The organism is Kitasatospora azatica KCTC 9699 (assembly GCF_000744785.1).
In the GTDB taxonomy this organism is placed as follows: Bacteria; Actinomycetota; Actinomycetes; order Streptomycetales; family Streptomycetaceae; genus Kitasatospora; species Kitasatospora azatica.
Window position 1 is genome coordinate 2,785,613 of record NZ_JQMO01000003.1, and the last position, 22,591, is coordinate 2,808,203.

At 72.1% G+C, this 22,591-nt stretch carries 21 protein-coding genes and 1 pseudogene; 7 read left to right on the forward strand and 15 right to left on the reverse strand.

All coding sequences use genetic code 11. The annotated features are described in order from the left end of the window. Positions 1–56 precede the first annotated feature (56 nt). Both BR98_RS23095 and BR98_RS23100 read right to left on the reverse strand, forming a co-directional pair. Complete coding sequence (locus BR98_RS23095) at positions 57–953, reverse strand: NAD-dependent epimerase/dehydratase family protein (protein WP_051971147.1); 897 nt, start codon at positions 951–953, stop codon at positions 57–59. After that, entirely contained in the window at positions 946–2,112 is a 1,167-nt protein-coding gene (locus tag BR98_RS23100; protein ID WP_051970086.1) for an acyltransferase family protein, read from the reverse strand. Before BR98_RS23100 ends, BR98_RS23095 begins: the two co-directional genes overlap by 8 nt. A gap of 249 nt (positions 2,113–2,361) precedes the next feature. On the opposite strand from BR98_RS23100, the gene BR98_RS23105 reads away from it, so the two are divergent. The 3 genes from BR98_RS23105 to BR98_RS23115 are packed head-to-tail and all read left to right on the forward strand — an operon-like array spanning position 2,362 to position 4,288. Then, positions 2,362–2,688, forward strand: coding sequence for a hypothetical protein (locus BR98_RS23105; RefSeq protein WP_035847292.1), 327 nt, complete (start codon positions 2,362–2,364; stop codon positions 2,686–2,688). Beyond that, positions 2,688–3,845 carry a WXG100 family type VII secretion target gene (locus BR98_RS23110; RefSeq protein ID WP_051970087.1) on the forward strand — a complete coding sequence of 386 codons (1,158 nt, stop codon included), beginning with the start codon at positions 2,688–2,690 and terminating at the stop codon, positions 3,843–3,845. Before BR98_RS23105 ends, BR98_RS23110 begins: the two co-directional genes overlap by 1 nt. 2 nt (positions 3,846–3,847) lie before the next feature. Then, positions 3,848–4,288 carry a hypothetical protein gene (locus BR98_RS23115; RefSeq protein WP_035847293.1) on the forward strand — a complete coding sequence of 147 codons (441 nt, stop codon included), beginning with the start codon at positions 3,848–3,850 and terminating at the stop codon, positions 4,286–4,288. 69 nt (positions 4,289–4,357) lie between these two features. Here BR98_RS23115 and BR98_RS23120 read toward each other — a convergent pair whose 3' ends face one another. Next, positions 4,358–4,777: a DUF3151 domain-containing protein gene (locus BR98_RS23120; RefSeq protein WP_035847294.1), complete on the reverse strand. Its 420-nt coding sequence runs from the start codon at positions 4,775–4,777 to the stop codon at positions 4,358–4,360. Positions 4,778–4,916: 139 nt separating this feature from the next. Next, on the reverse strand, positions 4,917–5,939 hold the full coding sequence (fbaA, locus tag BR98_RS23125) for a class II fructose-bisphosphate aldolase (RefSeq protein WP_035847295.1): 1,023 nt from the start codon (positions 5,937–5,939) through the stop codon (positions 4,917–4,919). A gap of 220 nt (positions 5,940–6,159) precedes the next feature. Here fbaA and BR98_RS23130 point away from each other — a divergent pair, with 220 nt between their 5' ends. After that, positions 6,160–6,891: a DedA family protein gene (locus BR98_RS23130; protein ID WP_051970088.1), complete on the forward strand. Its 732-nt coding sequence runs from the start codon at positions 6,160–6,162 to the stop codon at positions 6,889–6,891. A gap of 116 nt (positions 6,892–7,007) precedes the next feature. Here the strand turns inward: BR98_RS23130 and BR98_RS23135 are convergent, their stop codons facing one another. The 8 genes from BR98_RS23135 to sigJ all read right to left on the reverse strand — a co-directional run bounded on the left by BR98_RS23135 (position 7,008) and on the right by sigJ (position 16,808). Then, on the reverse strand, positions 7,008–8,852 hold the full coding sequence (locus tag BR98_RS23135) for an alkyl/aryl-sulfatase (RefSeq protein ID WP_035847296.1): 1,845 nt from the start codon (positions 8,850–8,852) through the stop codon (positions 7,008–7,010). 143 nt (positions 8,853–8,995) lie between these two features. Then, on the reverse strand, positions 8,996–9,544 hold the full coding sequence (gene pyrE, locus BR98_RS23140) for an orotate phosphoribosyltransferase (RefSeq protein ID WP_035847297.1): 549 nt from the start codon (positions 9,542–9,544) through the stop codon (positions 8,996–8,998). A gap of 76 nt (positions 9,545–9,620) precedes the next feature. Continuing rightward, positions 9,621–10,619 (reverse strand): CoxG family protein, encoded by a 999-nt coding sequence (locus BR98_RS23145; protein ID WP_051970089.1) that lies wholly within the window; start codon positions 10,617–10,619, stop codon positions 9,621–9,623. Between the two features lie 126 nt (positions 10,620–10,745). After that, positions 10,746–12,362 (reverse strand): polyamine aminopropyltransferase, encoded by a 1,617-nt coding sequence (locus BR98_RS23150; RefSeq protein ID WP_035847298.1) that lies wholly within the window; start codon positions 12,360–12,362, stop codon positions 10,746–10,748. Between the two features lie 275 nt (positions 12,363–12,637). Next, positions 12,638–13,330, reverse strand: coding sequence for a DUF2617 family protein (locus BR98_RS23155; protein ID WP_035847299.1), 693 nt, complete (start codon positions 13,328–13,330; stop codon positions 12,638–12,640). 419 nt (positions 13,331–13,749) lie between these two features. Continuing rightward, entirely contained in the window at positions 13,750–15,030 is a 1,281-nt protein-coding gene (locus BR98_RS23160) for an MFS transporter (protein ID WP_063774831.1), read from the reverse strand. 228 nt (positions 15,031–15,258) lie between these two features. Next, complete coding sequence (locus tag BR98_RS23165) at positions 15,259–15,924, reverse strand: NAD(P)-dependent oxidoreductase (protein ID WP_035853533.1); 666 nt, start codon at positions 15,922–15,924, stop codon at positions 15,259–15,261. A gap of 5 nt (positions 15,925–15,929) precedes the next feature. Then, complete coding sequence (sigJ, locus tag BR98_RS23170) at positions 15,930–16,808, reverse strand: RNA polymerase sigma factor SigJ (protein ID WP_035847300.1); 879 nt, start codon at positions 16,806–16,808, stop codon at positions 15,930–15,932. An 83-nt stretch (positions 16,809–16,891) separates the two neighbouring features. Here sigJ and BR98_RS23175 point away from each other — a divergent pair, with 83 nt between their 5' ends. Next, positions 16,892–17,149 (forward strand): hypothetical protein, encoded by a 258-nt coding sequence (locus BR98_RS23175; RefSeq protein WP_035847301.1) that lies wholly within the window; start codon positions 16,892–16,894, stop codon positions 17,147–17,149. 55 nt (positions 17,150–17,204) lie between these two features. On the opposite strand, the gene BR98_RS23180 is transcribed toward BR98_RS23175, so the two are convergent. Then, positions 17,205–17,642 (reverse strand): hypothetical protein, encoded by a 438-nt coding sequence (locus tag BR98_RS23180; protein WP_035847302.1) that lies wholly within the window; start codon positions 17,640–17,642, stop codon positions 17,205–17,207. Between the two features lie 22 nt (positions 17,643–17,664). Further along, the gene (locus BR98_RS23185; protein WP_051970090.1) at positions 17,665–18,894 is read right to left on the reverse strand and encodes a L,D-transpeptidase; all 1,230 of its coding nucleotides are present in this window, start codon (positions 18,892–18,894) and stop codon (positions 17,665–17,667) included. 247 nt (positions 18,895–19,141) lie between these two features. Between BR98_RS23185 and BR98_RS36570 the strand changes: the two genes are divergently transcribed. Further along, positions 19,142–20,017, forward strand: coding sequence for a helix-turn-helix domain-containing protein (locus BR98_RS36570; protein WP_051970091.1), 876 nt, complete (start codon positions 19,142–19,144; stop codon positions 20,015–20,017). 176 nt (positions 20,018–20,193) lie between these two features. On the opposite strand, the pseudogene BR98_RS23195 reads toward BR98_RS36570, so the two are convergent. Next, positions 20,194–20,625 (reverse strand): annotated as a pseudogene (locus BR98_RS23195) (aminotransferase class I/II-fold pyridoxal phosphate-dependent enzyme); the annotation flags it as partial. 23 nt (positions 20,626–20,648) lie between these two features. Here BR98_RS23195 and BR98_RS23200 point away from each other — a divergent pair. Then, positions 20,649–22,088, forward strand: coding sequence for a recombinase family protein (locus BR98_RS23200; RefSeq protein WP_051970092.1), 1,440 nt, complete (start codon positions 20,649–20,651; stop codon positions 22,086–22,088). Positions 22,089–22,591 lie beyond the last annotated feature (503 nt).

Genomic DNA, 22,591 nt, shown 5'->3' on the forward strand with positions numbered 1-22,591 from the left:
CCGCCGGCCGGACGCTGCTCATCATCGGCAGCGGTGCTCGACCAGCGGTGGAACGCTCAGCCCGCGGCCGCCAGCAGGTCCCGCAGTGACTCGTCCACGCTCCACCGCGGGCGCCAGCCCAGCAGCGCGCCGGCCCGTGTGATGTCGAGCCGCTGCCACTCCACGGCCTGGTGCGGGGCTGCGCCCGCCCCGTCCTCGACCAGGCGAAGCTCGGTGCCGCGCAGCTCGGCCAGCCGCAGCACCAGCTCCCGCACGCTCAGCGCCTCGCCGCGCCCGACATTGACCACCTGCCCGCCGACCTCGCCCAACGCCGCGGCCAGCACCGCCCCGGCCACGTCGCGGACGTCCACGAAATCCCGCCGGGCCACCAACGGCGCCAGTCGCAACTCCTGTTCGGGAGTGTGTGTCAGGTGGTGGGCGACCATTCCGAGCAGGCTGCTGCGCGGGGTGCCGGGGCCCGAGACGTTGGCGATCCGCAGCACCACCCCGTCCAGCTCGCCCGCCCGCGCCGCGTCCAGCACGGCCCGCGAGCCGGCGAGCTTGGTGCGCCCGTACCCGCCGACCGGCTCGGTCGGCGTGTCCTCGGTGATCCCGACACCGGCGGGCAGCGGACCGTACTCATGGATCGAGCCCAGCTGGATCAGGCGCGCCCGCCGGGGCACCGCGGCCACCAGTCGGCGCGTCAACTCCGCGTTGCTCTGCTCCATCTGATGATCGGTCACACCCCAGGCGGCGCCGGCGGCATTGACCACGACCGCTGCCGACGCCAGCACCTCGGCGGCCCGCTCCAGCGGATCCGCGCACAGGTCGAGGGCGGCCCACTCCCCGTCCCCGGAGACCGGCCGGCGCGCGATCCGCAGCACCCGCGCACCCGACGCCTCGAACGCCGCCGCGATCCGGCTCCCCAGGAAGCCCGCGGCGCCCACCACGACGACCTTGCGTCCGTCACCCAACGCCGCCACCACCGACGCCGACCAGCTCGCGCTCCGGGGCGCTGTCCCGAACGGGACCGCTCCGCCGCCGGCCCAGCTCCCGGTACAGCGGCCGCTCCACCACCGTGTGCAGCACCCCCGCCAGCAGCACCGTGCAGCCGAGGGCGAGCAGCAGCACGCCAGCGGCCTCCCAGGTGCTCCAGGTCCGTCCGGCGCCCAGCGCCCGGTGCCCGTAGACCAGGATCATCTGGTGGATCAGGTAGAAGGCCAGCGACCACTCGCCGAGCCGCACCAGGACCCGGCCGCGGAAGACCGAGCCCGCGCCCCGCACGTCGGCGCTCGCGGCGCTCGCCACCAGCACGGCCATCGGCACCAACTGCGCGGCCGCCAAGGCCCAGGAGTCGGGCACCCGCTGCTGCAGGAGGTAGCCGAGCACCACCAGCAGGCCCGGCCAGAGCAGCGAGATCTTCGGCCACTTGCCGGCGAGCACCAGCCGGGCCAGCATGATGCCGATCACGAACTCCAGTGCCCGCACCGGCGGGAACGCGTAGACGAACCAGAACCGCGGGATCGAGACCCCCGCGTACTGCGGGGTGGCCGGCAGCAGCGAGGTCGCGAACGGCACGCACCAGACCAGTACGGCCAGGGCGCCCAGCCAGTACCAGAGCCGCTCCGTGCGGATCCGGCGGACACCGGCCGCCAGCAGCGGGAACGCCAGGTAGAAGAGCGCCTCGCAGGCGAGCGACCAACTCACGGGGTTGAGGCCGAAGGTGACGTCGATCTGCGGGAACCACGACTGCACCAGCAGCAGGTTCGACAGCCACTGCCGCACCGCCGGCAGCTGTCCGGCGCTGACCTGCAGCAGCACCACCGCCGCCAGCGCGGTCACCAGGTGGCTCGGGTAGATCTTCGCGGCCCGCCGCCGCCAGAACTCCACCGCCCGGTCGCCCGGCCGGTAGGCCCAGGCCAGCACGAACCCGCTGAGGATGAAGAAGAAGCTGACGCCGCTGTAGCCGACGTTGCGCAGCGCCTCCCCGTAGGCCTTTCCGACGCCGAGGTCCCGGAAGACGTTCTCGTCCACCGTGTGGGTGAGGAAGACCAGCACCGCGGCGGCGAACCGCAGGCCGGTGAGGGACGGAAGTCGCGAGATCTTCGGTCTGGACTGGCTGTCTGTCGTCATCGTGCCGCTCCCCGTGAATCGCCTGCTCTGGACGCGGGCACTCTGACGAGTCGCCATCGAGCGGCCCCGGGGCGGCGTTCGAGTCCGGCAAGAGGCTCAGCTCAGGGGACCGGTTGAGCGCCTGATCGGTTGGGCAGCCGGGCAGTTGGTGGATGCTCGGCGGAGGAATGGCGAACCACCGCCGGAACCAGGAGCCGAGCTGACACCATCCTCGATGGCAACGCCAGGCTGAACGGGGAGACAGCAAGGATGGCTGACGACGGATTCAAGGTCGATCTCGGTGCGTTGGAGAGCGCGGCCGAGGGGATCAACGCCACTCTGAACGACCTGCAGACCAAGAAGGTCAGCGATATCGGGGGCAAGGACAGCGACTTCGGACACGGGGACCTCGCCGACACGGTCTCCGACTTCTGCGACCGCTGGGAGCTGGGCGTCGAAAACCTGGCCAAGGACGCGCAGGTGGTGTCCGGGCGGCTGAACAAGAGCGTCGAGGCCTACCTGGCCACCGACAAGTCCCTCAAGGGCGAGCTGGACGGGATCCTGACCGGTAGCGGCACCGACCCGGGGGTGCGCTGATGGCCAAGAACCTGGGCGAGAGCAGCAGTCCGACCGAGCTCGTCCCGGGGAACCCCGGCGCGGTGACCGGCGTGGCCGCCGCGATGCGCGGCTACGGCGACGCCCTGCACAACGCGGGCACCGGGCTGAAGCGGATCGACACCACGGACGGCTGGACCGGCCCGGCCGGCGACGCGTTCCGGCAGGCCTTCCAGGGCGTTCCGGACAAGTGGCTGGAGGCCGGCGACTGCTTCCACAACGCGGCCACCGCGCTGGACACCTACGTCTCCACGCTGACCTGGGCCCAGGGCCAGGCGGCGGAGGCGATCCGGCAGTGGGACGCCGGCCAGAGCGCCACCGACCAGGCCAAGACCCAGCACACCCAGGACGTCCAACAGGCCGGCCACGACCTGCCGTTCAACGACCCGGGGGAGGCCGGCCGGCAGTCCGCGCGGTCCACCCTGGACAGCGCCCGCAGCCAGCTCGCCACCGCCGGTGACACCGCGAACAAGGCGGTCGGCGCCGCCCGCGACAAGGCACCCGAGAAGCCGGGCTTCTGGGACGACGTCGGCGGCTTCTTCGAGGACGTCGGCGCCGGCCTGGCCAACTTCGGCGGGACCGTGATCAACGACCTGGCCTCGGTCGGCAACGCGGCGATCAACCACCCCGGGGACCTCGCCGCGACCGCCGGCGGCATCGGGCTGATGGCGCTCGGGGCGGCCGGCGAGGTCGGCGGCGGCGCGCTGGACCTGACCGTGGTCGGCGCCGCGATCGGCGTGCCGCTGAACATCGTCTCGGCCGGCGCGATCGGCGTCGGCGGCACCATGGCCGCCGCCGGCATGGGCGACATGCTGATGAACGCGGCCGGCGACGACGGCGTGCACCCGATGCGCACCGACTACAGCGGCTCGGGCGGCGACGACTTCGAGCCCGTCGACGGCTTCCGCGACAGCGAGTTCAGCAAGGATGAGATCGTAGAGTTCGTGAACGGCCACACCGGCGACGGGAACCCGACGATGGGTCGGCCGTCCCGGTCCCAGATCGACGACGCCCTCACCAAGGGGACGCCGCAGAAACTGCCCGGGCAGAACGCCGAGAAGTTCGAGTACAACGGTGTCCGGGTGATCGTGAACTACGACATGCCCTGGAAGTCCACGTCCTACTACCCCGGAAGTTGACGATGCCTGAGACCCCCGAGATCCGCTCCCTGTTCGGCGAGGAGGAGCTGGCCCAGATCGCCGAGCACCGGATCACCGTCGGCGGCGGCACCGAGCGGGACGCGGTCGAGCTGGCCGTGGCGTGGGCGGGCAACGTCCGCAAGATCGACGCCGATCGGGCGCTGCCCTCCTCCGACCGCAGTGTCTGGACCGAGCACGACCTGGCCGGGTCGCTCTTCCTGCGCGACCACCTGGAGCGGGCGCTGAACGCCCTGCCGGGCGGGCTGCGGGAGCGGCTGGGCGGACCGGTCGGGGCGGCCGACGAGCAGTTCCGCTCGTTCACCGTCTCCGACTCCGGGCAGCGGATCGAGAAGGTCGCCGAGGTGGACCTGACCGGCCGCTCCTGGTGGTGGTTCCGGGTGCCCTCCTCCGGCCCGATCGCCGAGGACCTGGCCCGCTACTGAGGCGGACGTCACGGACGGCGAAGGCCGCCCCACCTACCGGGTGGAGCGGCCTTCGCGTGTCGGTGACGGCTACTGCTTCAGCTCCGCGTACGCCTCGGGGCTGCTGTCGCGCAGGAAGTCCCAGCAGCGGGTGGCTTCCTCGGTCTCCTTGATCGACTCGGCGGCCCGGGCCAGGGCGGCCAGGCAGCGCAGGAAGCCGCGGTTGGCGCGGTGGTCCCACGGAACCGGCCCGTGGCCCTTCCAGCCCGCCCGGCGCAGCGAGTCCAGCCCGCGGTGGTACCCGGTCCGGGCGTAGGCGTAGGACTCCACCACCCGCCCCTCGGCGAAGGCGTCGTCGGCCAGCATCGCCCAGGCGAGCGAGAACCACGGGTAGTCCGCCGCGAGCTGGGTGGGCGACGCGGACTCCTCGGCGAGCCGGCGGTACGGCTCGGGCTCCTCGCTGAGCAGCGTCGGGGCCGGGCCCGACAGCAAGTTCTTCCGTTCAGTCATGCTCCCAGTCTGCCAGCCGTCCGAGTGGCCGCGGTGGGCCCCAGGTGGAGGTTCCGGTGGAGGTTCGGCAGACACCGAGGGCCCGGCCGACGAGAAGTCGGCCGGGCCCTCGGGCAGGGACTCGGATCGCCGGGCGGTCCTACTTCATGCGGGTGCCGGCCGAGCGCAGGGTCTGCGCGGCCTCGAGCACCCGGGCGGCCATGCCGGCCTCGGCCAGCTTGCCCCAGGTGCGGGGGTCGTAGGTGTTCTTCTTGCCGACCTCGCCGTCGACCTTCAGCACACCGTCGTAGTTGCGGAACATGTGGTCCACGACGGGGCGGGTGAAGGCGTACTGGGTGTCGGTGTCCAGGTTCATCTTGACCACGCCGTTCTCCAGCGCGGTGGCGATCTCCTCGGCCGAGGAGCCGGAGCCGCCGTGGAAGACGAAGTCGAACGGGTCGTTCTTGCCGTACTGGGCGCCGATCGCGTCCTGCAGGTCGCGCAGCAGCTCGGGACGGAGCACGACGTTGCCCGGCTTGTAGACGCCGTGCACGTTGCCGAAGGAGGCGGCCAGCAGGTAGCGGCCGTTCTCGCCCAGGCCCAGCGCCTCGGCGGTGCGGACGGCGTCGTTGACCGTGGTGTAGAGGTTGTCGTTGATCTCGTGCGTGACACCGTCCTCCTCGCCGCCGGTCGGGGTGATCTCGACCTCGAGGATGATCCGGGCCGCGTGGGCCTGGGCCAGCAGCTCCTGGCCGATGGCCAGGTTGTCGGCCAGGGTCTCGGCGGAGCCGTCCCACATGTGCGACTGGAACAGCGGGTTCTGGCCCTTGGCCACGCGCTCGGCGGAGATCGCCAGCAGCGGGCGGACGTAGCCGTCCAGCTTGTCCTTGGGGCAGTGGTCGGTGTGCAGCGCGACGGTGATGTCGTACTTGGCGGCCACGATGTGGGCGAACTCGGCGAGCGCGACGGCGCCGGTCACCATGTCCTTGTTGTGCTGGCCGCCCAGGAACTCCGCACCACCGGTGGAGATCTGGATGATGCCGTCGCTCTCCGCCTCGGCGAAGCCGCGCAGAGCCGCGTGCAGCGTCTGCGACGAGGTGACGTTGATGGCCGGGTAGGCGAACTTTCCGGCCTTGGCCCGGTCGAGCATCTCGTTGTAGACGTCGGGAGTTGCGATGGGCATGCGAATCCGCTCCTGTCGGTGTGGGGCGATCGGACGACGCTGTCCGATGCTCGTAACGCCTGTGGTTCACGGCGTCGACGCGGGTACGAGGAATGAGGGTGGTCCTCGACCGCGGGCCGGACACCGGGGTCATCTTCCCAGACTCGTGCCGGAGCTTCACCTACGGGTTCACCATGCGGTCTTTCAGAGTGTCGCCATCCGGCCGCGCTATCCTGCGCCCGTGACTAATGCCACCGCCCTAGCGGTCAATCTCCTGGACGCCAAGTCGTTGATCAGCTCGGTCGGGACCATCGGCCTGCTCGCGATCATCTTCGCCGAGACCGGCCTGCTGATCGGTTTCTTCCTGCCTGGCGACTCACTGCTGATCCTGGCCGGGGTGGCGGCCTCCTCGGCCGCCGCCAAGGCCTTCGGGCCGGGCGTCCAGATGCCGATCGGGGTGCTGCTGCTCGCCGCGCCGATCTGCGCGATCGCCGGTGCCCAGCTCGGCCACCTGCTCGGCGCGAAGGCGGGGAGCAAGCTCTTCGACAAGCCGGACTCACGGATCTTCAAGCGCGACTACGTCGTGAAGGCCGAGGAGTACTTCGCCAAGTTCGGGCCGGAGAAGGCCGTGGTGATGGCCCGCTTCATCCCGATCGTGCGCACCTTCCTCAACCCGGTGGCCGGGATGCTGGAGATGCCGGCCCGCAAGTTCTTCGCCTGGAACGTGATCGGCGGCGTGCTGTGGACCGAGCTGATGCTCTGCATCGGCTACTTCTTCGGTGACTCGATGGCCCCGGTGATCGACAAGTACCTGATCCCGGCGATGGCGCTGATCATCCTGCTGTCGATCTCGCCGATCCTGGTCGAGCTGGTCCGCGAGCGCAAGAAGCGCAAGGCGGGCGGCGCGGCCTTCGCGGCCGAGGCCGAGGCGGGCGACGCGCTGCAGCCCGGTGGCCGGCACCGCCGCGGCTGATCCCGCGGAACGCTTCGAGGCCGCGTCCCCACCCGGGGGCGCGGCCTTTTCGCGCGCCGGATGCAGGGCACGCCGGATTCAGGACGTGACGACGCCGGATTCAGGGCGTGACGATCTCAGGGCGTGACGATCGCGAAGTTCGGGTCGGGGGTGTCCAGCAGGGAGAGCAGCTTCGCCAGCACCTGCGGGTCGCCGCTCTGCTCGATGCCGGCCAGGCCGCCGCCCGCCAGCAGGCCGAGCAGCTGGGCCTTGCCGAGGGTCAGCGTGAGGTCGGCCGATCCGCCGCCCAGCGGTTTGCCGAGCGGGGCGCTGCGGTGGGTGAGGGCGCCGTTGGACAGGGTCAGCCGCCAGCCGCGCCGCTCGTCGGTGACCCGCCAGTCGAGGGTCAGCGCGGTGTCCCAGGCCCGTGGACCGTTCACCCGCACCGCCAGCGAGTCGATCAGCTGGTCCACGGTCAGCGCCATCGCGACCTCGGGGTTGCTCGGGCTCAGCTCGACCGTGGCGAGGGTGCCGCGCAGTTCCATCGCGGCGGTCAGGTAGACGTTGCGCCAGGTGCCGTTCTCGGCGCCGTGGCCGAGCAGGTCGTAGGCGCCGGCCAGGGTCCGCCGGGCCTCCTGGTGCTCGGGCGCGGCGAAGACCGCGTGGTTGAGCAGGGTGACGGCGAAGCGCGGGTCGTCGGCCGCCAGGTACTCCTTGGCCTTGGCCACGGTGGCGTCCACCCCGCCGAGGGCCTCGGTGTGCCGCCTGGCCAGCTCGACCGGCGGGTGCTCCCACAGGTGCGCCGGGTTGCCGTCGTACCAGCCGAGGTAGCGCTGGTAGATCGCCTTGACGTTGTGGCTGACCGAGCCGTAGTAGCCGCGCAGCGCCCAGCTGCGGTCCAGCTGCGGCGGCAGCGCCAGCTCCTCGGCGATCTCCGGGCCGGTCAGGCCGCTGTTGAGCAGCCGCAGGGTCTGGTCGTGCAGGTAGGCGTAGAGGTCACGCTGTTCGGTGAGGAAGTCGGCGATCCGCTGCTGTCCCCAGGTCGGCCAGTGGTGCGAGGCGAAGGCGACCTCGGAGTCGGCGCCGAACAGGGTCAGCGCCTCGTCCAGGTAGTGCGCCCAGACCCGGGCGTCGCGGACCAGGGCGCCGCGCAGGGTCAGCACGTTGTGCATGGTGTGGGTGGCGTTCTCGGCCAGGCAGAGCGCCCTGAGGTCCGGGAAGTGGAAGTTCATCTCGGCCGGGGCCTCGGTGCCCGGGGTGAGGTGGAAGACGATCCGTACTCCGTCCACGGTCTCCAGCTGGCCGGTGCGGGTGATGTCCACGGTCGGCGCGATCAGCGTGATGCTGCCGGTGGAGGTGGTCATCCCGAGGCCGCAGCCGATCTGGCCCTGCGGGCTCTTGGGCAGCCGCGCGCCGTACATGAAGACGGCGCGGCGGGTCATCGCGTTGCCCGCGTAGACGTTCTCGCTGACCGCGTGCTTCAGGAAGCCGTGCGGGGCGATCACCGGGACCGGCTCGTGGCCGTGCGGGACCACGCCGCGGGCGCCGCCGAAGTGGTCGCCGTGCGAGTGGGTGTAGATCAGGCCGGTGACCGGGCGCTCGCCGCGATGGCGGCGGTAGAGGGCGAGCGCGGCGGCGGCGGTCTCGGCGGAGATCAGCGGGTCGATCACGATCACCCCGCGGTCGCCCTCGATCAGCGTCATGTTGGACAGGTCCAGGCCGCGCACCTGGTAGATGCCCTCGGTGACCTGGTACAGGCCCTGTCGGGCGGCCAGCCGGCCCTGGCGCCAGAGGCTGGGGTTGGCGGTGTCCGGGCAGTCCTCGGCGAGGAACGCGTAGGCGTCGTTGTCCCAGATCACCCGGCCGTCCCGAGTGGTGACCACGCCCGGGTCCAGGCGGTCGATGAACCCACGATCCGCGTCGGCGAAGTCCTCGCCATCTTCGGAGGTAAGGGTCTCGAAGGAGGGAGCAGTGGAGGTCATGTCGGTGAGATTGTCACAGTATGGGCGGTTTTTCCTGCCATGGAAGCTGCGTCGGAGAGCCGAAACGGCCGGGGTGGGCGAGGTTTCACGTGAAACATCCCACCCCGGCCGTTGCGCCGGACGGAGCTGTGCGGACCGACCGGTCAGGCCAGGTCGAGGTCCTCGGCGGTGAAGATGGTGTAGTACGGCAGGCCCGCCTCCTCGATGGCCGGCGCGGCCCCGCGCTCGACGATCACCGCGACGCCGACCACCTCGGCGCCCGCCTCGCGCAGCGCCTCGACGGCGGTCAGCACCGAGCCGCCGGTGGTGGAGGTGTCCTCGACGGCGAGCACCCGGCGGCCCTTGACGTCCGGGCCCTCGATCCGGCGCTGCAGGCCGTGCGCCTTGCCCGCCTTGCGGACCACGAAGGCGTCCAGCTCGCGGCCGCGCGCCGCGGCGGCGTGCAGCATCGCGGCGGCGACCGGGTCGGCGCCCAGGGTCAGGCCGCCCACGGCCTCGTAGTCGAGGTCGGCGGTGGCATCCAGCAGCACCCGGCCGACCAGCGGCGCGGCCTGCGCGTCCAGGGTGATCCGGCGCAGGTCCACGTAGTAGTCGGCCTCACGGCCGGAGGAGAGGATCACCTTGCCGTGCACCACGGCCTTGTTCTTGATCTGCGCCAGCAGGGCGTCGCGGTCGTTGCTCGGGTTGCTCATGGACAGTCAGTCTATGCGGTCGGTGCCGGCCGGCCCGGTGAGCACCGGCCCGGCCTGCCGCCCGGCCGGACAGGCCCTAGCGTCGGCGCAGCGCGCGGGCCACGATCACCGCGCCGCCGAGCAGCGCGACCCCGCCGCCGATCACCCAGGGGGTGCTGATCCGGCCGGAGATCCGGGCCGCCACCGGCGCCCCCGCGTGCTGGTCGCCGTACCAGCGGCTGGCGGCCCGGGCCCGGGCGCTGCGGGCCGGCAGGGCGGGGGCGTAGCGGCCGCGCGGCGGGGCGTGGTCCACCTCCTCGGCGGACCGGCCGACGATGCTGCGGCGGACCGGCCCGGCCAGTACGTCGTCCGCGGTGAGCGGCTCCTCCACGGCGCGCGGGAAGCCGTACGGGACGTCGATGCGTTCGCCCTCCTCGTGGGCCGGGGTGATCTCCTCGTCCGGGCCGGAGAAGGCGATCAGGTCGGAGAGGTCCTCGGCGAAGAGGTCGTCGGGGAGCGGTTCGGGCTCGGCCGCCGCCGACTCGTCGGTCGGTTCGGGCTGCCCGGTCGGCTCCGGCTCCTCCGGCTCCAGGTCGGGCACCACGGTGAGCGCCGGCCCGGCCGGCGGCGCGGACAGCTCCTCGGCGAGGGCGGCGGTGAAACGATCCAGCAGCCGTCGGCCCGCGACCGCCAGTGTGGCGGCGTCGAACTCCGCGAGCCGGCCGCCCGGGGTGAGGTCGCCCTGCCAGCGCAGCACGGTGTTCCCGGCGCCGTCCGGGTCGAGGCTGAGCCGCACGGTGGCCACCACCTCGCCGTCGCCGCGGGCCTCCTGACCCTCGACGAAGGCCGTCAGCCGGCCCGAACCGCCGCTGCGGATCAGCGAGATGACGCCCCGGTAGGTGATGGTGGAGCTGCCGACCCGCAGCTTCAGCCGGCCGTTGACCTCGGTCGGCGCGTCCTTGGCGGCGGCCGCCCTGGCGGGCGCGTCGGAGGCTTCGGCGCTCAGGCCGGGGACGCAGCGGGCGAGCAGCGCGGGATCGTCCAGGGCGCGCTGGACGAGTTCGACCGGCAGCGGAATGACAACCTCATGCTCCATGTCTGTGAGCCTACCGACCCGCCCCGCAAGGAGGAGGACACGCCACCGGGTTGACGCGGATCAGCACCGCGACAGCGCCGGGGCGACAGCGGGTGCGGCGGTGCGGTACAGGTGCGGCAGCGGTGCTCAGCGCGGCTCCAGCAGGGTGCTCGGGGGTGGCAGCGGCTCGGGGCGGTGGGTGGCCAGCTCCTCGGCCGCCGCGCCGAGCGCCGGGACGGTCAGCGAGCGCGGCGCCGGCGCATCGGCGGCCAGCGCCGGCGCCGGCCGGCTGTCGCGGGCCGCCAGCAGCACCGCTGCCCGGTCGCCGCTGCCCGCCGGATCGCAGGCCGGTCCGCGGCCCGGCACCGGGAACGGCACCGTCCACAGGCCCGCCGCCCGCAGACCCGCCTCCACCGTCCACAGGCCCGGGCCGGCGGGGGCCGGTACCGCCAGGCGTCCGGCGGTGGCCAGTCGGGCGGCGGCCAGTCCGTAGAACTCGGCGGCGTGGTACTCGCTGCGGGCGGCCCGCTCGGGGGCCGGCAGGTCGGCGAGCACCGCGTCGAAGCGCTCGGTCCCGGTGTCCTCGCGCAGCCAGGTCAGCGGGTCGGCGGTGACCACCCGCACCCGGGGGTCGGCGAAGGAGTGCTCGTCGAGCGCGGCCAGCGCGGGGTCGGTGCGGGCCAGCGCGGGCAGCGCCGGGTCCAGGGTGACCACCAGCACCTCGGTCACCCTGCGGTGCCGCAGCACCTCGCGCAGCGCCAGCCCGTCGCCGCCGCCGAGCAGCAGCACCCGGGTGTCGGCGCCGCCGGCCAGCGCCGGGTGGACCAGCGCCTCGTGGTAGCGGTACTCGTCGCTGCCACAGGCGGCCAGCCGGCCCGCCAGGTAGAGGCGCAGCGGCTCGGCGTGCTGCTCGGGCACCCGGTCGGCCGGCCGGGCGGCGGGCGAGGGGGGTCCGTCGCCGGTCAGCACGATCTCGCCGTACCGGCTCTGCACCGCCTGCCGGGGCGCCGAGCCGTAGAGGGCGTGCCGGGCGGCCCGCTCGATCGCGCCGGTGCAGGCGGCGGCGACCGCGAGGGCGGCCAGGACCACGCCGCAGCCGGTCCACAGCAGCAGCCGGGCCCGCGGACCCGGCTCCTCGCGGAACAGCCAGAGCACCACGGCCGCGCCGGCCACCGCGTTGACCGCGCCGGTCAGCAGCGCGCCGGTGGCCTGGCCGAGCGCGGGCAGCAGCAGGAACGGGAAGGCCAGGCCACCGATCAGCGCTCCGACGTAGTCGGCGGCGAACAGGTCGGCGGCGGCCCGGCCGGCCTCCTCCCGGCGGATCCGCTGTATCAGGGTCATCAGCAGCGGGATCTCGGCGCCGATCAGCACCCCGATCAGGAAGGTCAGCGCGACCATGGCGAGCTGCGCGAGCACGGCCGGCTGGAGGCGGCCGAGCCAGGCCCAGCTGGCGTAGAGGACCAGCACCGAGAGGCCGCCGACCACCGCCAGGGCGCACTCGACCAGGGCGAAGGAGACGGCCGGGCGGTGCGTGAAGCGCTTGGCGGCCAGGGAGCCCAGGCCCATCGCGAAGACCATCACGGAGAGCACCACCGAGGTCTGGGTGACCGAGTCGCCGAGCAGGTAGCCGCCGAGGGCGACCAGCTCCAGCTCGTAGACCAGTCCGCAGGCGGCGCAGACGAAGGCCGCCAGCAGGACCAGGAAGCGGGCCTTCCGGGGGCGGCGTGCCGGGCGCGGGGGGCGGCGGGTGGCTCTCGGTCGCACCGTTCGGCCGCGTCTGTCCGGGGTATATGCGCGCACCCGGCGCCGGACCCGGTCCCGCACCTGCCGGTCCCGCGCGGGCCCGGCAGGGGGCACCCCCTGCCGGGCTGGCTGGCGAGGTCCGTCGCGGTCGAGGCCCGGCTCGGTGGGTGGGCCCGTCGGCTGGTTGATCACGCAGAAACGCTAGGCGACCGGTGCCGCAAATAGTTGTACCCGTCCGAGGGATAGCGCGTCGGTTTGAGTTGACTAATCGTCATGGTGTTCGGACGGTGGGGAAGTCAGGGCACGGTCGGGCGGGCCATCGCGCACCGGGCGCCCGGCCAGGGCGCGGCCGCCGCCGGGGCGCGCACCACCAGCGAGGAACGGGTGCAGACCAGCCGCCCCTCCTGCGGATAGGCGTGCCAGGTCCGCCACAGCACCCGTTCCGCGCTGCCCTGGGCGACCAGCGCGGTGAAGGCGCTCGGGTCGCCGGGGAAGACCCCGGCCAGGCCGCGCGGATGCTCGTCCACCAGGGCCAGGATCTCCTGCGCCCGGGCCGCGAAGACATGCGGCGGAAGCGACTCGATCCGGGCCGCGAACTCGTACTCCCACCCGGCGACTTGCTCGGCGACCCGGGCCGGCAGCGGGGTCCGCCGCCCGGGCATGCAGGCCACCGTCTCCAGGCACTCGCCGGGCCCGGCCGTGATCACCACCTGGTGCGAGGCGCCCAGCAGACGCAGCTGCAGGGTGCCGGCCGTGCTCGCGCTGCCGCTCGCGACGCTGCTGCGCTCCGGGGCGCGGTGCCCGCCGGCGCTGCCGTGGGCGGCGGTGATGCTGGCGGCGGTCCGGGCCGGGTCGGCCAGGGCCGCGTCGTCCGTACCCGGCAGCGGCAGGTCGCGCACCGCCAGCGCGGGCAGCGGCCCGCCGCCGAGACACCAGGCCAGGTCGCCGGCGCGGGTGTCGGTATAGGAGGTCTGCAGTGTGGTGAGCATGCTGGGCTCCGCATTTCAGCTCCGTACGCGCCCGCCGTGCAGCGTCCGACTCGGCCGAAGGCGAGGTGGTTCGTGGCTGTGCGGTCCAGGACGCGGCCGACCGTGGAAGGAAGGATTCCGGCTGGAGATTCAGCAGCAGAGAAGCACGAATTCTCCGGGTCCGTCAGGGATTTACCCATTCTTGTTGCACATTCACCGTTCTGGGCGTAGTGCCTGGTCGGGTGTGACCGGCCAGGTGAACGAGATTGGTCGCTGCGCGCCCCCTGAGCTGGATCGCACGCCGTGCGAGACGCACTCACGCCGGAGGAGCGCGTGCGCGCGGGCTGCGCGGCGCGCCGGGGGCGGTGCGCGCCGCGCAGCGGTGGTTCGGTGCGTCCGGACAGTTCAGCGTGCCTGGACGGTTCGGTGCGTCTGGAGGTTCAGTGCGCCTGGGCGGCGAGTGCGCGCGGGCAGGGCGCCACGGCCCCGGGGGCGGGCACGGTGCCGGTGGCAGCGGCGGTGGCGGCGGCCGCTGCGGGAGCCCGGCGCAGCAGCGTCCCGCCCAGGGCGAGCGCCTCCAGCAGGCAGACCGCCGCCCCGTACCAGGTCGCCGTGCCGGTCAGCCCGAAGTGCGAGACCGCCAGACCGGCCGCCACCGCCGGCAGGCTCAGCGCCAGGTACGACAACACATAGACGGCCGTGACCACTTCGGCCCGCCGGTCGGCCGGCGCCAGGGTGGTCAGGGTGCGCAGCGCCCCCGAGAAGGACGGCCCGAAGCCGACCCCCGCCAGCGCGCTGGCCACGAAGAAGAGCACCGCCGAGCCGGTCCGCAGCGCGATCAGCGCCAGCGCCACCCCCGCGATCAGCGCCACCGGACCGACCAGCAGCGAGCGCCGTACCGTCCAGTCCCTGGCCGCCACCGCCACCAACGCCGAGGTGCCCTGCAGCGCCACGATCACCAGCCCGCCCGCCAGGTGGCTGTGCAGGTGCAGCACCGAGCGGACCAGCGAACCGCCCAGCGACAGGTAGAGCCCCGCCAGCGCCCAGGTCGCCACGATCGAGGGCAGCAGCGCCGCGAACGCGCCGCGCACCACCGCCGGTACCGCCACCTCGGGCCGCAGCGAGCGCAGCCAGGCACCGTCCGGGGTCACCGTCTCCGGCAGTACGGCGAGCAGCGGCAGCGCCGCCGTGAAGGCGGTCACCAGCAGCCAGTACACCAGCCTGGTCGGCGCCGGGCCGTACTCCACCAGCAGTCCGGTGGAGAGCGCGCCGATCGCCAGACCGCCCGCCGAGGCCACGTTGGTCATCAGCGCGCCGAGCCGGCTGCCGACCGGCTGCAGGTCGATCAGTGTGGCGCTGAGCGCCCCGGTGGCCGCGCCGGTGGCGATGCCCTGCACGATCCGCCCGACGAACAGCCAGGCCAGGCCGCGCGCCTCGGCGAACACCACCATCGAGGCCAACTCCACCGCCACCGCGGCCAGCAGCACCGGCCGGCGCCCCAGGTGGTCGGAGAGCGAACCGACGAAGAGCAGCGTGACCAGCAGCGCGAGCGCGTTGGCGGCGTAGACGGCGGTGAGCACCAGCGGGGAGAAGTGCCAGGTCTGCTGGTAGAGCACATAGAGCGGGGAGGGCGCGGCCGAGGCGAAGAGCAGCAGACCCAGCACGCAGGTGAGCAGCCAGAACGCCACCGGGCGTGGCAGCAGTGAGCCGATGGACACCATGAACTCCCCCTTGGGACGCCGAAGCGCCGCTGGCCGTACGTGGTCTGACGAATCGCCAGAGTCATCTTGGCCCCACCGGGGGTGACGGGGAAACAACCGCTCGGTGTCCTCGCGACAACCATCCGTTGTGACTGAACTGTGGATGGTCCGCTGTGGTTTCAGGCTTCGGGTTTCAGGCTTCAGGTTTCAGGTTTCAGCGGCGGGGGCGGGGGACGGGGAGGGGGATCGTCAGGTCGCGATCCCGATCGTCTGCGTGATGCTCGCCGGCTCGCCGGCGGCGCGCAGCATGTAGTGGGCGACATCGGCGCGCGGGATCGTGCTGCCGCCGCGCAGGTTGCGGTCGACGGCGGTGCGGTAGCGGCCGGTGAGCGGCTTGTCGGTGAGGCGGGGCGGGCGGACGATCGTCCAGTCCACGGTGGAGGCGCGCAGCACGTCCTCCATCTCCGCCAGGTCGGCGTAGTGCCGGCGCAGGATCCGGCGGACCATCGGGCTGAGCAGGTGGCGCATCACGAACCCGTCGCCCGGGTCGTGCTTGGGCGGGTTGGGCCGGGCCGGCGAGGCGACGGTGCCGATCGGAGCGGCGCTGACCACGATCAGCCGACGGGTCCCGGTGGCCCCCATCGCCTCGACCAGCGCCCGGGTGCCCCGGGTGGCCACGCCGGTGTCGGCCGTGGTGCGGGCGCCGAGGCCGGACAGCACGGCGTCCGCTCCGGTGACGGCGGTGGCCAGCGCGGCCGGGTCGGGTGCGGCCAGGTCGGCGGTGACGCTGCGCACGCCGGGCGGCAGTTTGGCGGGGTTGCGTACGACAGCCGTCACGTCGTGGCCGGCCGCGAGGGCCTGCTCCAGCAGTTGGCGGCCGATGCCGCCGGTGGCGGCGACGACGGTGAGCTTCATGGTCATCACTCCTGTGCGCTGAGGTGCGCGAACTTGTCGGGGTTGGTGAGGAAGTAGATGCCGCAGACCTGCCCGTCGTCCGGGGTCAGGTCCAGGACCAGCACGCCGAACAGCCGCTCGCCGCGATAGAGCAGCGCCGAGGGGTCGCCGTTGACCAGCCGGTAGCGCACCTCGAGCCCGCCGCCGGGCCGACCGGCCTGCTGCTCGCCACGGGTGGCCAGCAGCTGGGCGACCTGGTCGCGGCCGTGCACCGGGCGCGGCCCGGCGTCCGTCGCCTTGCCGCCGCCGTCGGCCCACATGGTCACGTCCGGGGCCAGCAGCCGAAGCAGCGCGTCCAGGTCGCCGCCGCCCACGGCGGCCGCGAAGCGCTCGGTCACCTGGTGCCGCAGCCGCGGGTCGACCCGGTAGCGGGGCCGCCGGGCCTGGACGTGCTCCCGTGCGCGGTGCGCGAGTTGACGCACCGAGGCCGGGCTGCGGCCGAGGATCTGGGCGGTCTCGGGATGGCTGTAGCCGAACACCTCGTGCAGGATGAAGACCGCGCGTTCCAGCGGCGTCAGCGTCTCCAGCACCACCATCAGCGCCATCGACACCGCCTCGGTGTCCGGCTCCTCGGTGGTGACCAGCGGCTCGGGCAGCCAGGGCCCGACGTAGGTCTCGCGCCGCCGCCGAATCACCTCCTGGCGGGCCAGCGCCTTGTTGACGGCGATCCGCACCAGGTAGGCGCGCGGGTGCGCGATTTCGCCCTGCTCGGCCCTGGGCGCCCAGGCCACCCAGGTCTCCTGGAGCACGTCCTCGGTGTCCGCGACGCTGCCGAGCATGCTGTAGACGACGGAGAACAGCAGCTCCCGATGCTCGGTGAACTCCCGCGTCGCGCTGTCGGACATCCTGACCTCCTGAAGTGTCGCAATCTGAGAGCAGCACAGGGGGCCGGAGTGTGACATCCCGAGCGAGGGAAATGACAACGGGTATGAGCGAGGACGAGGCACAGCACCGGCCGGGGGCCGAGTACGTGAAGTTCCGGATGCCGTGTCCCTGCTGCGACGACGGCACCCGCACCCGGGTACGCGGCGGCGCCCGGCCGCACGTGCACCGGGACGGCTCCGACTGCCTGCTGACCGGCACCGGTTTCGTGCCGCAGACCTGCGGCGACTGCGGCGGCAAGGGCTTCCTGCCGCTCGGCTCCGGGGAGTGGAAGGGCCGCCCGGAGCCGGGCGTCGCGCGCTAGCGTCAGCTTCTCTCAGGCGCCGTTGCTCAGACGGGTGTTGCTCATGCGCTGTTGCTCAGGCGGTGAGCAGGCCGGCCAGGCGGTCGACGGCCTTCTGCGCGGAGCGCTGCTTGAACAGCCCCTCGAAGGCGGCGCAGCGCAGCCGCACCTCGGTGGCGTCCGAACCGCCGCGCACGGCACGGACGGTGACCAGCACGGGGTTCATCCCGCCGACCCCGCCACGGGTGAGCACCCGGAAGGTCCGCCGGTCCGGGTCGGGTTCGGGGCGCCTCGGGTGCAGCTCGGGACCCTCCCGGTCGAGCAGCGCGCCGACCAGGGCGAGGGCGTGCTCGAACGGGAGGGGGAGCCGCAGCTCGACCTCGCGGACGTCCTTGTGCAGGAACCGGGCGGCGAACCGGGCGCCCCGGCTGCCGGGTCCGGCCAGCGCGCCGAGCGCCTCGGTGAGGACCTCGTGCTCCAGGACCTCGTCGTCTCTGTCATCCGCAGTTGTCACGAGCTGCGTTCTACCAGTGTTGCTACCAGGCTGACCAGGGCAGGCTCCAGCCGCTCAGCCCGTTGTCCGGATGGACCTTCTCGCCCACCGAGTTCTTGACGATCACCACGTCGCCGATCATCGAGTCGGCGTAGAACTTCCCGGCCACGGAGCTGTCGTCGCCCTCCGGGGTGTCGGGCAGGCCGATGCAGCCGTGGCTGATGTTCTCGTGTCCGGCGAAGGTGACGGCCTTGGGGTTGCCGTGCACGTAGGAGCCGGTCGTGGTGATCTTCAGCGCGTGCGGCTCGTCGGCGGTGTAGCCGGCGCCCTTGATGTCGGTGGTGGTGGAGTCCATGTGCTCCATCCGCTTCCTCTCGAAGACCACCATGGTGCCGTTCCACGAGGGGTTGAGGTTGTCGCCCGCGGTGATGGCGATCACCTGCGGCGCGGCGCCGTCCTTGACGACGGTCATCCGGTGCGTAGCGGCGTCCGCCGTGCTGATCTTGGAACGGCCGACGGTGAAGGACTCGTCCAGGTCGGAGTCGCCGTAGACCCCGGGGGAGAGCTCCACCCCGGTGGTGCGGCGGTGCACGGTCACCGTGGTGCCCGGCTTCCAGTAGTTCTCCGGGCGCAGGTCCAGCCGCTTGTCCCCGAACCAGTGACCCTTGACCTGGGTGTCGTCCGAGGCCTGCACGGCGATCGCCTGCTCCACCGCCTTCTTGTTGCTGACCGGCTGCGTGAACTCGACGCTGATGATCATGCCGACGCCGTAGGTCTGCTTGTCGCCCAGGTTGTCCACCACGTGCGCCGTGTGCGCCGGGGTGAGCGTGCTGAAACTGGTACTGGTGCTGGTGGCCACGCCGTCGGCGTCGACGGCCCGCGCGCTCACCCGGTACTGCTTCCCCACGGTGAGGCCGCCCGAGGGCACCCAACTCCCGTCGGCGGCAACCGCCCCGTCCACCGCCTTGCCGTCCGGCCCGGCCACCGTCACCTGCGTCAACTTGCCGTTGCTCACCGACACCTTGAGCGCGCCGCTGGGCGCCACGTTCTGCGCCCCGTCCTGCGGCTGCACGGTGAGGACGGCAGCGGAGGCCTTGGGAGCGGCCGGCGCGGCGGCTGACGGGGCAGCTGACGCGGCAGCCGAGGTGCTGCCCGCGTCCGCCTTCTTCTCGCCGCCGCCGCCGCTGCCCGCACTGCTGCAGGCCGTTGCGAGCAGCAGTGCGCCGCCCACCAGCAGTGCCGTCCCCGTGGTCCGTATCCGTGTGGATCGCATGGCGATCTCCCCCTGTGTGCCGACTGTCGCTACGAACCGTCTGACGCTGTGGAGGGGAGCTGGTGTCGCAGGGTGGCAGTGACTGTCACAGAATCAGGACATTCGGCTGAGAGTGGAGTTGACGTCTGGTCAGCGCACGTGCTGACTTCGCGTAGCATCTCAGCCACGTTCCGTAAAGCCTGCGGGACATGATTGACCCCGGCGGTGCGCCAACACCCCGGGGCCCGGCACGGGAGTCGAACCTCCAATGCGAATCCAGCGTAGCGCTCACGCGCGCAGTTTCACCGTCCTGCCCAACGGCCTGTTGCAGGACCGTCGGCTCAGCTACACCGCCCGAGGCCTGTTGGCCGACCTGCTCTCCCGCCCCGACGGCTGGCGCGACGACGGCCGGACGATGGCCGACTCCAGCCCGCAGGGACGTGGAGCCATCCGCAAGGCCCTCAAAGAACTCACCGAAGCCGGGTACTACCGCGTCGTGAAGCGGCGGATGCCGGACGGCACGATCCGCAGTGAGGCCCAAGTGTTCGACACTCCGCAGCTGGTGGAGCCGAGTGTCCCCCGTCCGGTTCCCGGTGAGACGAACCCCGGTCCCGCTGTCGTCCCCCTACTAAAGAACCAGGAACAAGAACCCACCCTCCCCGGCCCAGAAGTTGACGACCCGCCAGAAGATGTCCGGGCGGCCGTCGCCACACTCTTCCGAGCGATCCGCCCCGAGCCCCGCCTACGCCTCGGCGAGGCCGAGGCGAGAGAGCTGGCGCCACTGGTCGCCCGCTGGCTGGAGCGCGGGCGGACGGCCGTAGACCTGGCCCAAGCCCTGCTGCCAGGCTTGCCGCCCACGATGCACTCCCCGGCAGCCCTGCTCCGCTACCGCCTGGAACGCAAACTCCCACCAGCGCACAGGAACGACCCGCCCCCGAGCCCGCGCTACACCGAGTGCACCGCCTGCCACGACCCGATCCCCCGCCCCGGCCGCTGCCGCCCGTGCGAGGGCGCCGCGCCGAGAGCGGTGGCAGTCGGCGGCGGCGAAGCCGCAACCACCGGCGGCGCCGCACGAGCCCGAGCCGCCCTCCGCACGGCGAAGACCGTCGGCCTGAACGTTGGAGGCTTGGCTGCCACCGGATAGGACATTACGGTTCTGCCGAGCACCTACACGCGACCACAGGTATCGGTCAGCCGAGGCCGAGGACTGGGCTTCGGTGATGGCGTCGTTCGTCGGGGGCGGTGTGATGGGTGACGGGGTCGTACTGCAGCCGGAGTAGTAGCTCCGATGCGGAAGCGTTGTCTGGCCGACCTGTAGCGTCAGAGCTGCCGGAGCCGCGCTACCGCTTCGGCTAGTACTTCATCGCGTTTGCAGAAGGTGAAGCGGACAAGGGAGCGGCCGGCGTCGGTGTTGTCGTAGAAGACGACGTTGGGGATGGCGACGACTCCGCAGCGCTCGGGGAGGGTGCGGCAGAACTCGATGCCGTCCTTTTCGCCGAGGGGGGTGATGTCGGTGGTGATGAAGTACGTGCCCTCGGGGGTGAAGACCTGGAAGCCGGCGGCCGTGAGTCCGTCGGCGAGCAGGTTGCGCTTGCGGAGCAGGTCGGCGCGGAAGTCGGCGAAGTAGCTGTCGGGGAGGCGCAGGGCCTCGGCGACGGCGTACTGGAAGGGGCCGGCGCTGACGTAGGTGAGGTACTGCTTGGCGGTGCGGACGGCGGCGACCAGCTCGGGGGCGGCGGTGACCCAGGCCACTCCTTGTTCGTACACTCATTCGCGTGCGACGAACCAGCCCTGACCTGCGAACCTCCACCGCCGGACAACCGGCGGCCATCTACTGCCGAATATCCCAGGCGGACGACGACGACCAGACCGGTGTGGACCGCCAGGAGCGGATCTGCCGCGAGGTCGCCGAGCGTCGTGGGCTCGTGATCAGCCCCGAGCACATCTACGTGGACAACAGCCGCTCGGCCTGGAGCCGGAGGCGCAAGCGGCCGGGCTGGGACCAGCTGCTGGACGAGGCCCGGAACCGGAGCTTCCAGCACATCATCGCCTACCACCCGGACCGGCTGATGCGGCAGCCACGGGATCTGGAGGAGCTGCTCCAGGTCTCGGACGACCAGGCGATCACCTTGCACGGGGAGGCGAACCGGCGCGACCTCTCCGACCCTGACGACCGGTTCATCCTGCGCATCGAGGTCGCGCACGCCTGTCGCTCGTCCGACGACACGTCGCGGCGGCTGAAGTCGGCGATGAAGGATCGTGCCCAGGAAGGGAAGCCGCAGGGCGGCGTCCGGCGCTTCGGCTACGCCTCAGGCGGGATGACGATCGTCGAGGAGGAGGCTGAGATCGTCCGTGAGGTGTTCGACCGCTACCTCAAGGGCGAGGGCCCCTCGCCGATCGCGCGTGACCTGCACCAGCGCGGAATCACGACGGCCAACGGCAAGGAGTGGAACGCGGGCACCGTACGAGCGCTCCTCGACTCTCGGCACGTCGCCGGCATCCGCATGCACCAGGGGGAGGAAGTCGGTCCGGGCACCTGGCCCGCCATCATCGACCCCGGTACCTGGGAGGAGACCAAGACGCGGCGCGAGTACCGCGCGGCGGCACACCAGGAGAGCCGGAGCAACGCGCCGCAGCGGTTCTACCTGCTGCGCGGCCTCGTCATGTGCTCACGCTGCGGCACGCTGATGTCCGGCACCGCCAAGCAGACCGGCCCGGCCTACCAGTGCAACCGGCGGAACCGGAACGGCGAGCAGAAGTGCGTCCGGTCGATCAGGGCCGAGTCGCTGGAGGGCTTCGTGCGGGACGCCGCCATCGACCTTCTCGGGAAGCTCCGGGTGGATGGACGGCTGGCCGCGAGCAACCTGTCGGAGAGCGTGTCCGAGGCTCTGGAGGCCGACCAGCAGCAGCTCGCCGAGCTGAACGAGATGTGGACCGCCAAGGAGATCACGACAGCGGAGTTCCGGAAGATGCGCAAGGAGATCCAGGCGCGCATCGACAAGGCTCAACGCAGGGTCGTCGTACGCCCGATGGTCCTGCTCGACGGTCTCACGGGCACGGGCGCCCGACAGGCTTGGTCCGCCAAGGAGATGACGGACGAGCGGCGCAACGCGGTGTTGCGGTTCCTCTTCTCCGGCGTGGTGATCGACGAGCCCTCGAAGTACGGCCGGTACATGGACTGGGACCGGATCAGCATCGAGCAGAACCCTCTCTGAGCCCGCGAAGCGTGCCCATACCACGATGTCGGCCGGACGCGTTCGGCCGCGCAGCGGCGACAGTGGTCTCGGGCGCCGATACCGGGCCTGTCTGCTGAGGGAGTCGTGGAGGGAATGGCGTGCGTGCGTGCATTACCACGAGGGTCGGCCGTTTTAAAACGGCCGCTCGATCGGGATGATGGTGTGCGGCGGGGCCAGAAAGGCTCGCTAACCGACTGCCGCCGGCGCATTGGCCAGAGAGGGGGAATGCGATGGGGAAGTCCCATGGATTCGTGGCGCGCGGTGGCCGGGATAGCTGCCTTTGTCGCGGGAACGGCTCGCCGATAGGAGAAATGGCATCGGTCGTTGTCTGGTCTGGCGAGCCTAGGGTCGGAACGCCGCAGATCAGCACTGTCCTTGGCCTGCCTCGACGGCAGTCTGTCCGAGCCACCCATTGGCCTGCTGGAGCGAGAGCGCGCGGTCAGTGCGAGGAATCTTCGGCCTATTTCGCTGAAATCCTTGCA

Coding starts and splice junctions, on each gene's coding strand:
- BR98_RS23100 (WP_051970086.1), bottom strand. CDS start 2,112: ATGACGACAGACAGCCAGTCCAGACCGAAGATCTCGCGACTTCCGTCC.
- BR98_RS23105 (WP_035847292.1), top strand. CDS start 2,362: ATGGCTGACGACGGATTCAAGGTCGATCTCGGTGCGTTGGAGAGCGCG.
- BR98_RS23110 (WP_051970087.1), top strand. CDS start 2,688: ATGGCCAAGAACCTGGGCGAGAGCAGCAGTCCGACCGAGCTCGTCCCG.
- BR98_RS23115 (WP_035847293.1), top strand. CDS start 3,848: ATGCCTGAGACCCCCGAGATCCGCTCCCTGTTCGGCGAGGAGGAGCTG.
- BR98_RS23120 (WP_035847294.1), bottom strand. CDS start 4,777: ATGACTGAACGGAAGAACTTGCTGTCGGGCCCGGCCCCGACGCTGCTC.
- fbaA (WP_035847295.1), bottom strand. CDS start 5,939: ATGCCCATCGCAACTCCCGACGTCTACAACGAGATGCTCGACCGGGCC.
- BR98_RS23135 (WP_035847296.1), bottom strand. CDS start 8,852: ATGACCTCCACTGCTCCCTCCTTCGAGACCCTTACCTCCGAAGATGGC.
- pyrE (WP_035847297.1), bottom strand. CDS start 9,544: ATGAGCAACCCGAGCAACGACCGCGACGCCCTGCTGGCGCAGATCAAG.
- BR98_RS23145 (WP_051970089.1), bottom strand. CDS start 10,619: ATGGAGCATGAGGTTGTCATTCCGCTGCCGGTCGAACTCGTCCAGCGC.
- BR98_RS23155 (WP_035847299.1), bottom strand. CDS start 13,330: ATGCTCACCACACTGCAGACCTCCTATACCGACACCCGCGCCGGCGAC.
- BR98_RS23160 (WP_063774831.1), bottom strand. CDS start 15,030: ATGGTGTCCATCGGCTCACTGCTGCCACGCCCGGTGGCGTTCTGGCTG.
- BR98_RS23165 (WP_035853533.1), bottom strand. CDS start 15,924: ATGAAGCTCACCGTCGTCGCCGCCACCGGCGGCATCGGCCGCCAACTG.
- sigJ (WP_035847300.1), bottom strand. CDS start 16,808: ATGTCCGACAGCGCGACGCGGGAGTTCACCGAGCATCGGGAGCTGCTG.
- BR98_RS23175 (WP_035847301.1), top strand. CDS start 16,892: ATGAGCGAGGACGAGGCACAGCACCGGCCGGGGGCCGAGTACGTGAAG.
- BR98_RS23185 (WP_051970090.1), bottom strand. CDS start 18,894: ATGCGATCCACACGGATACGGACCACGGGGACGGCACTGCTGGTGGGC.
- BR98_RS36570 (WP_051970091.1), top strand. CDS start 19,142: ATGCGAATCCAGCGTAGCGCTCACGCGCGCAGTTTCACCGTCCTGCCC.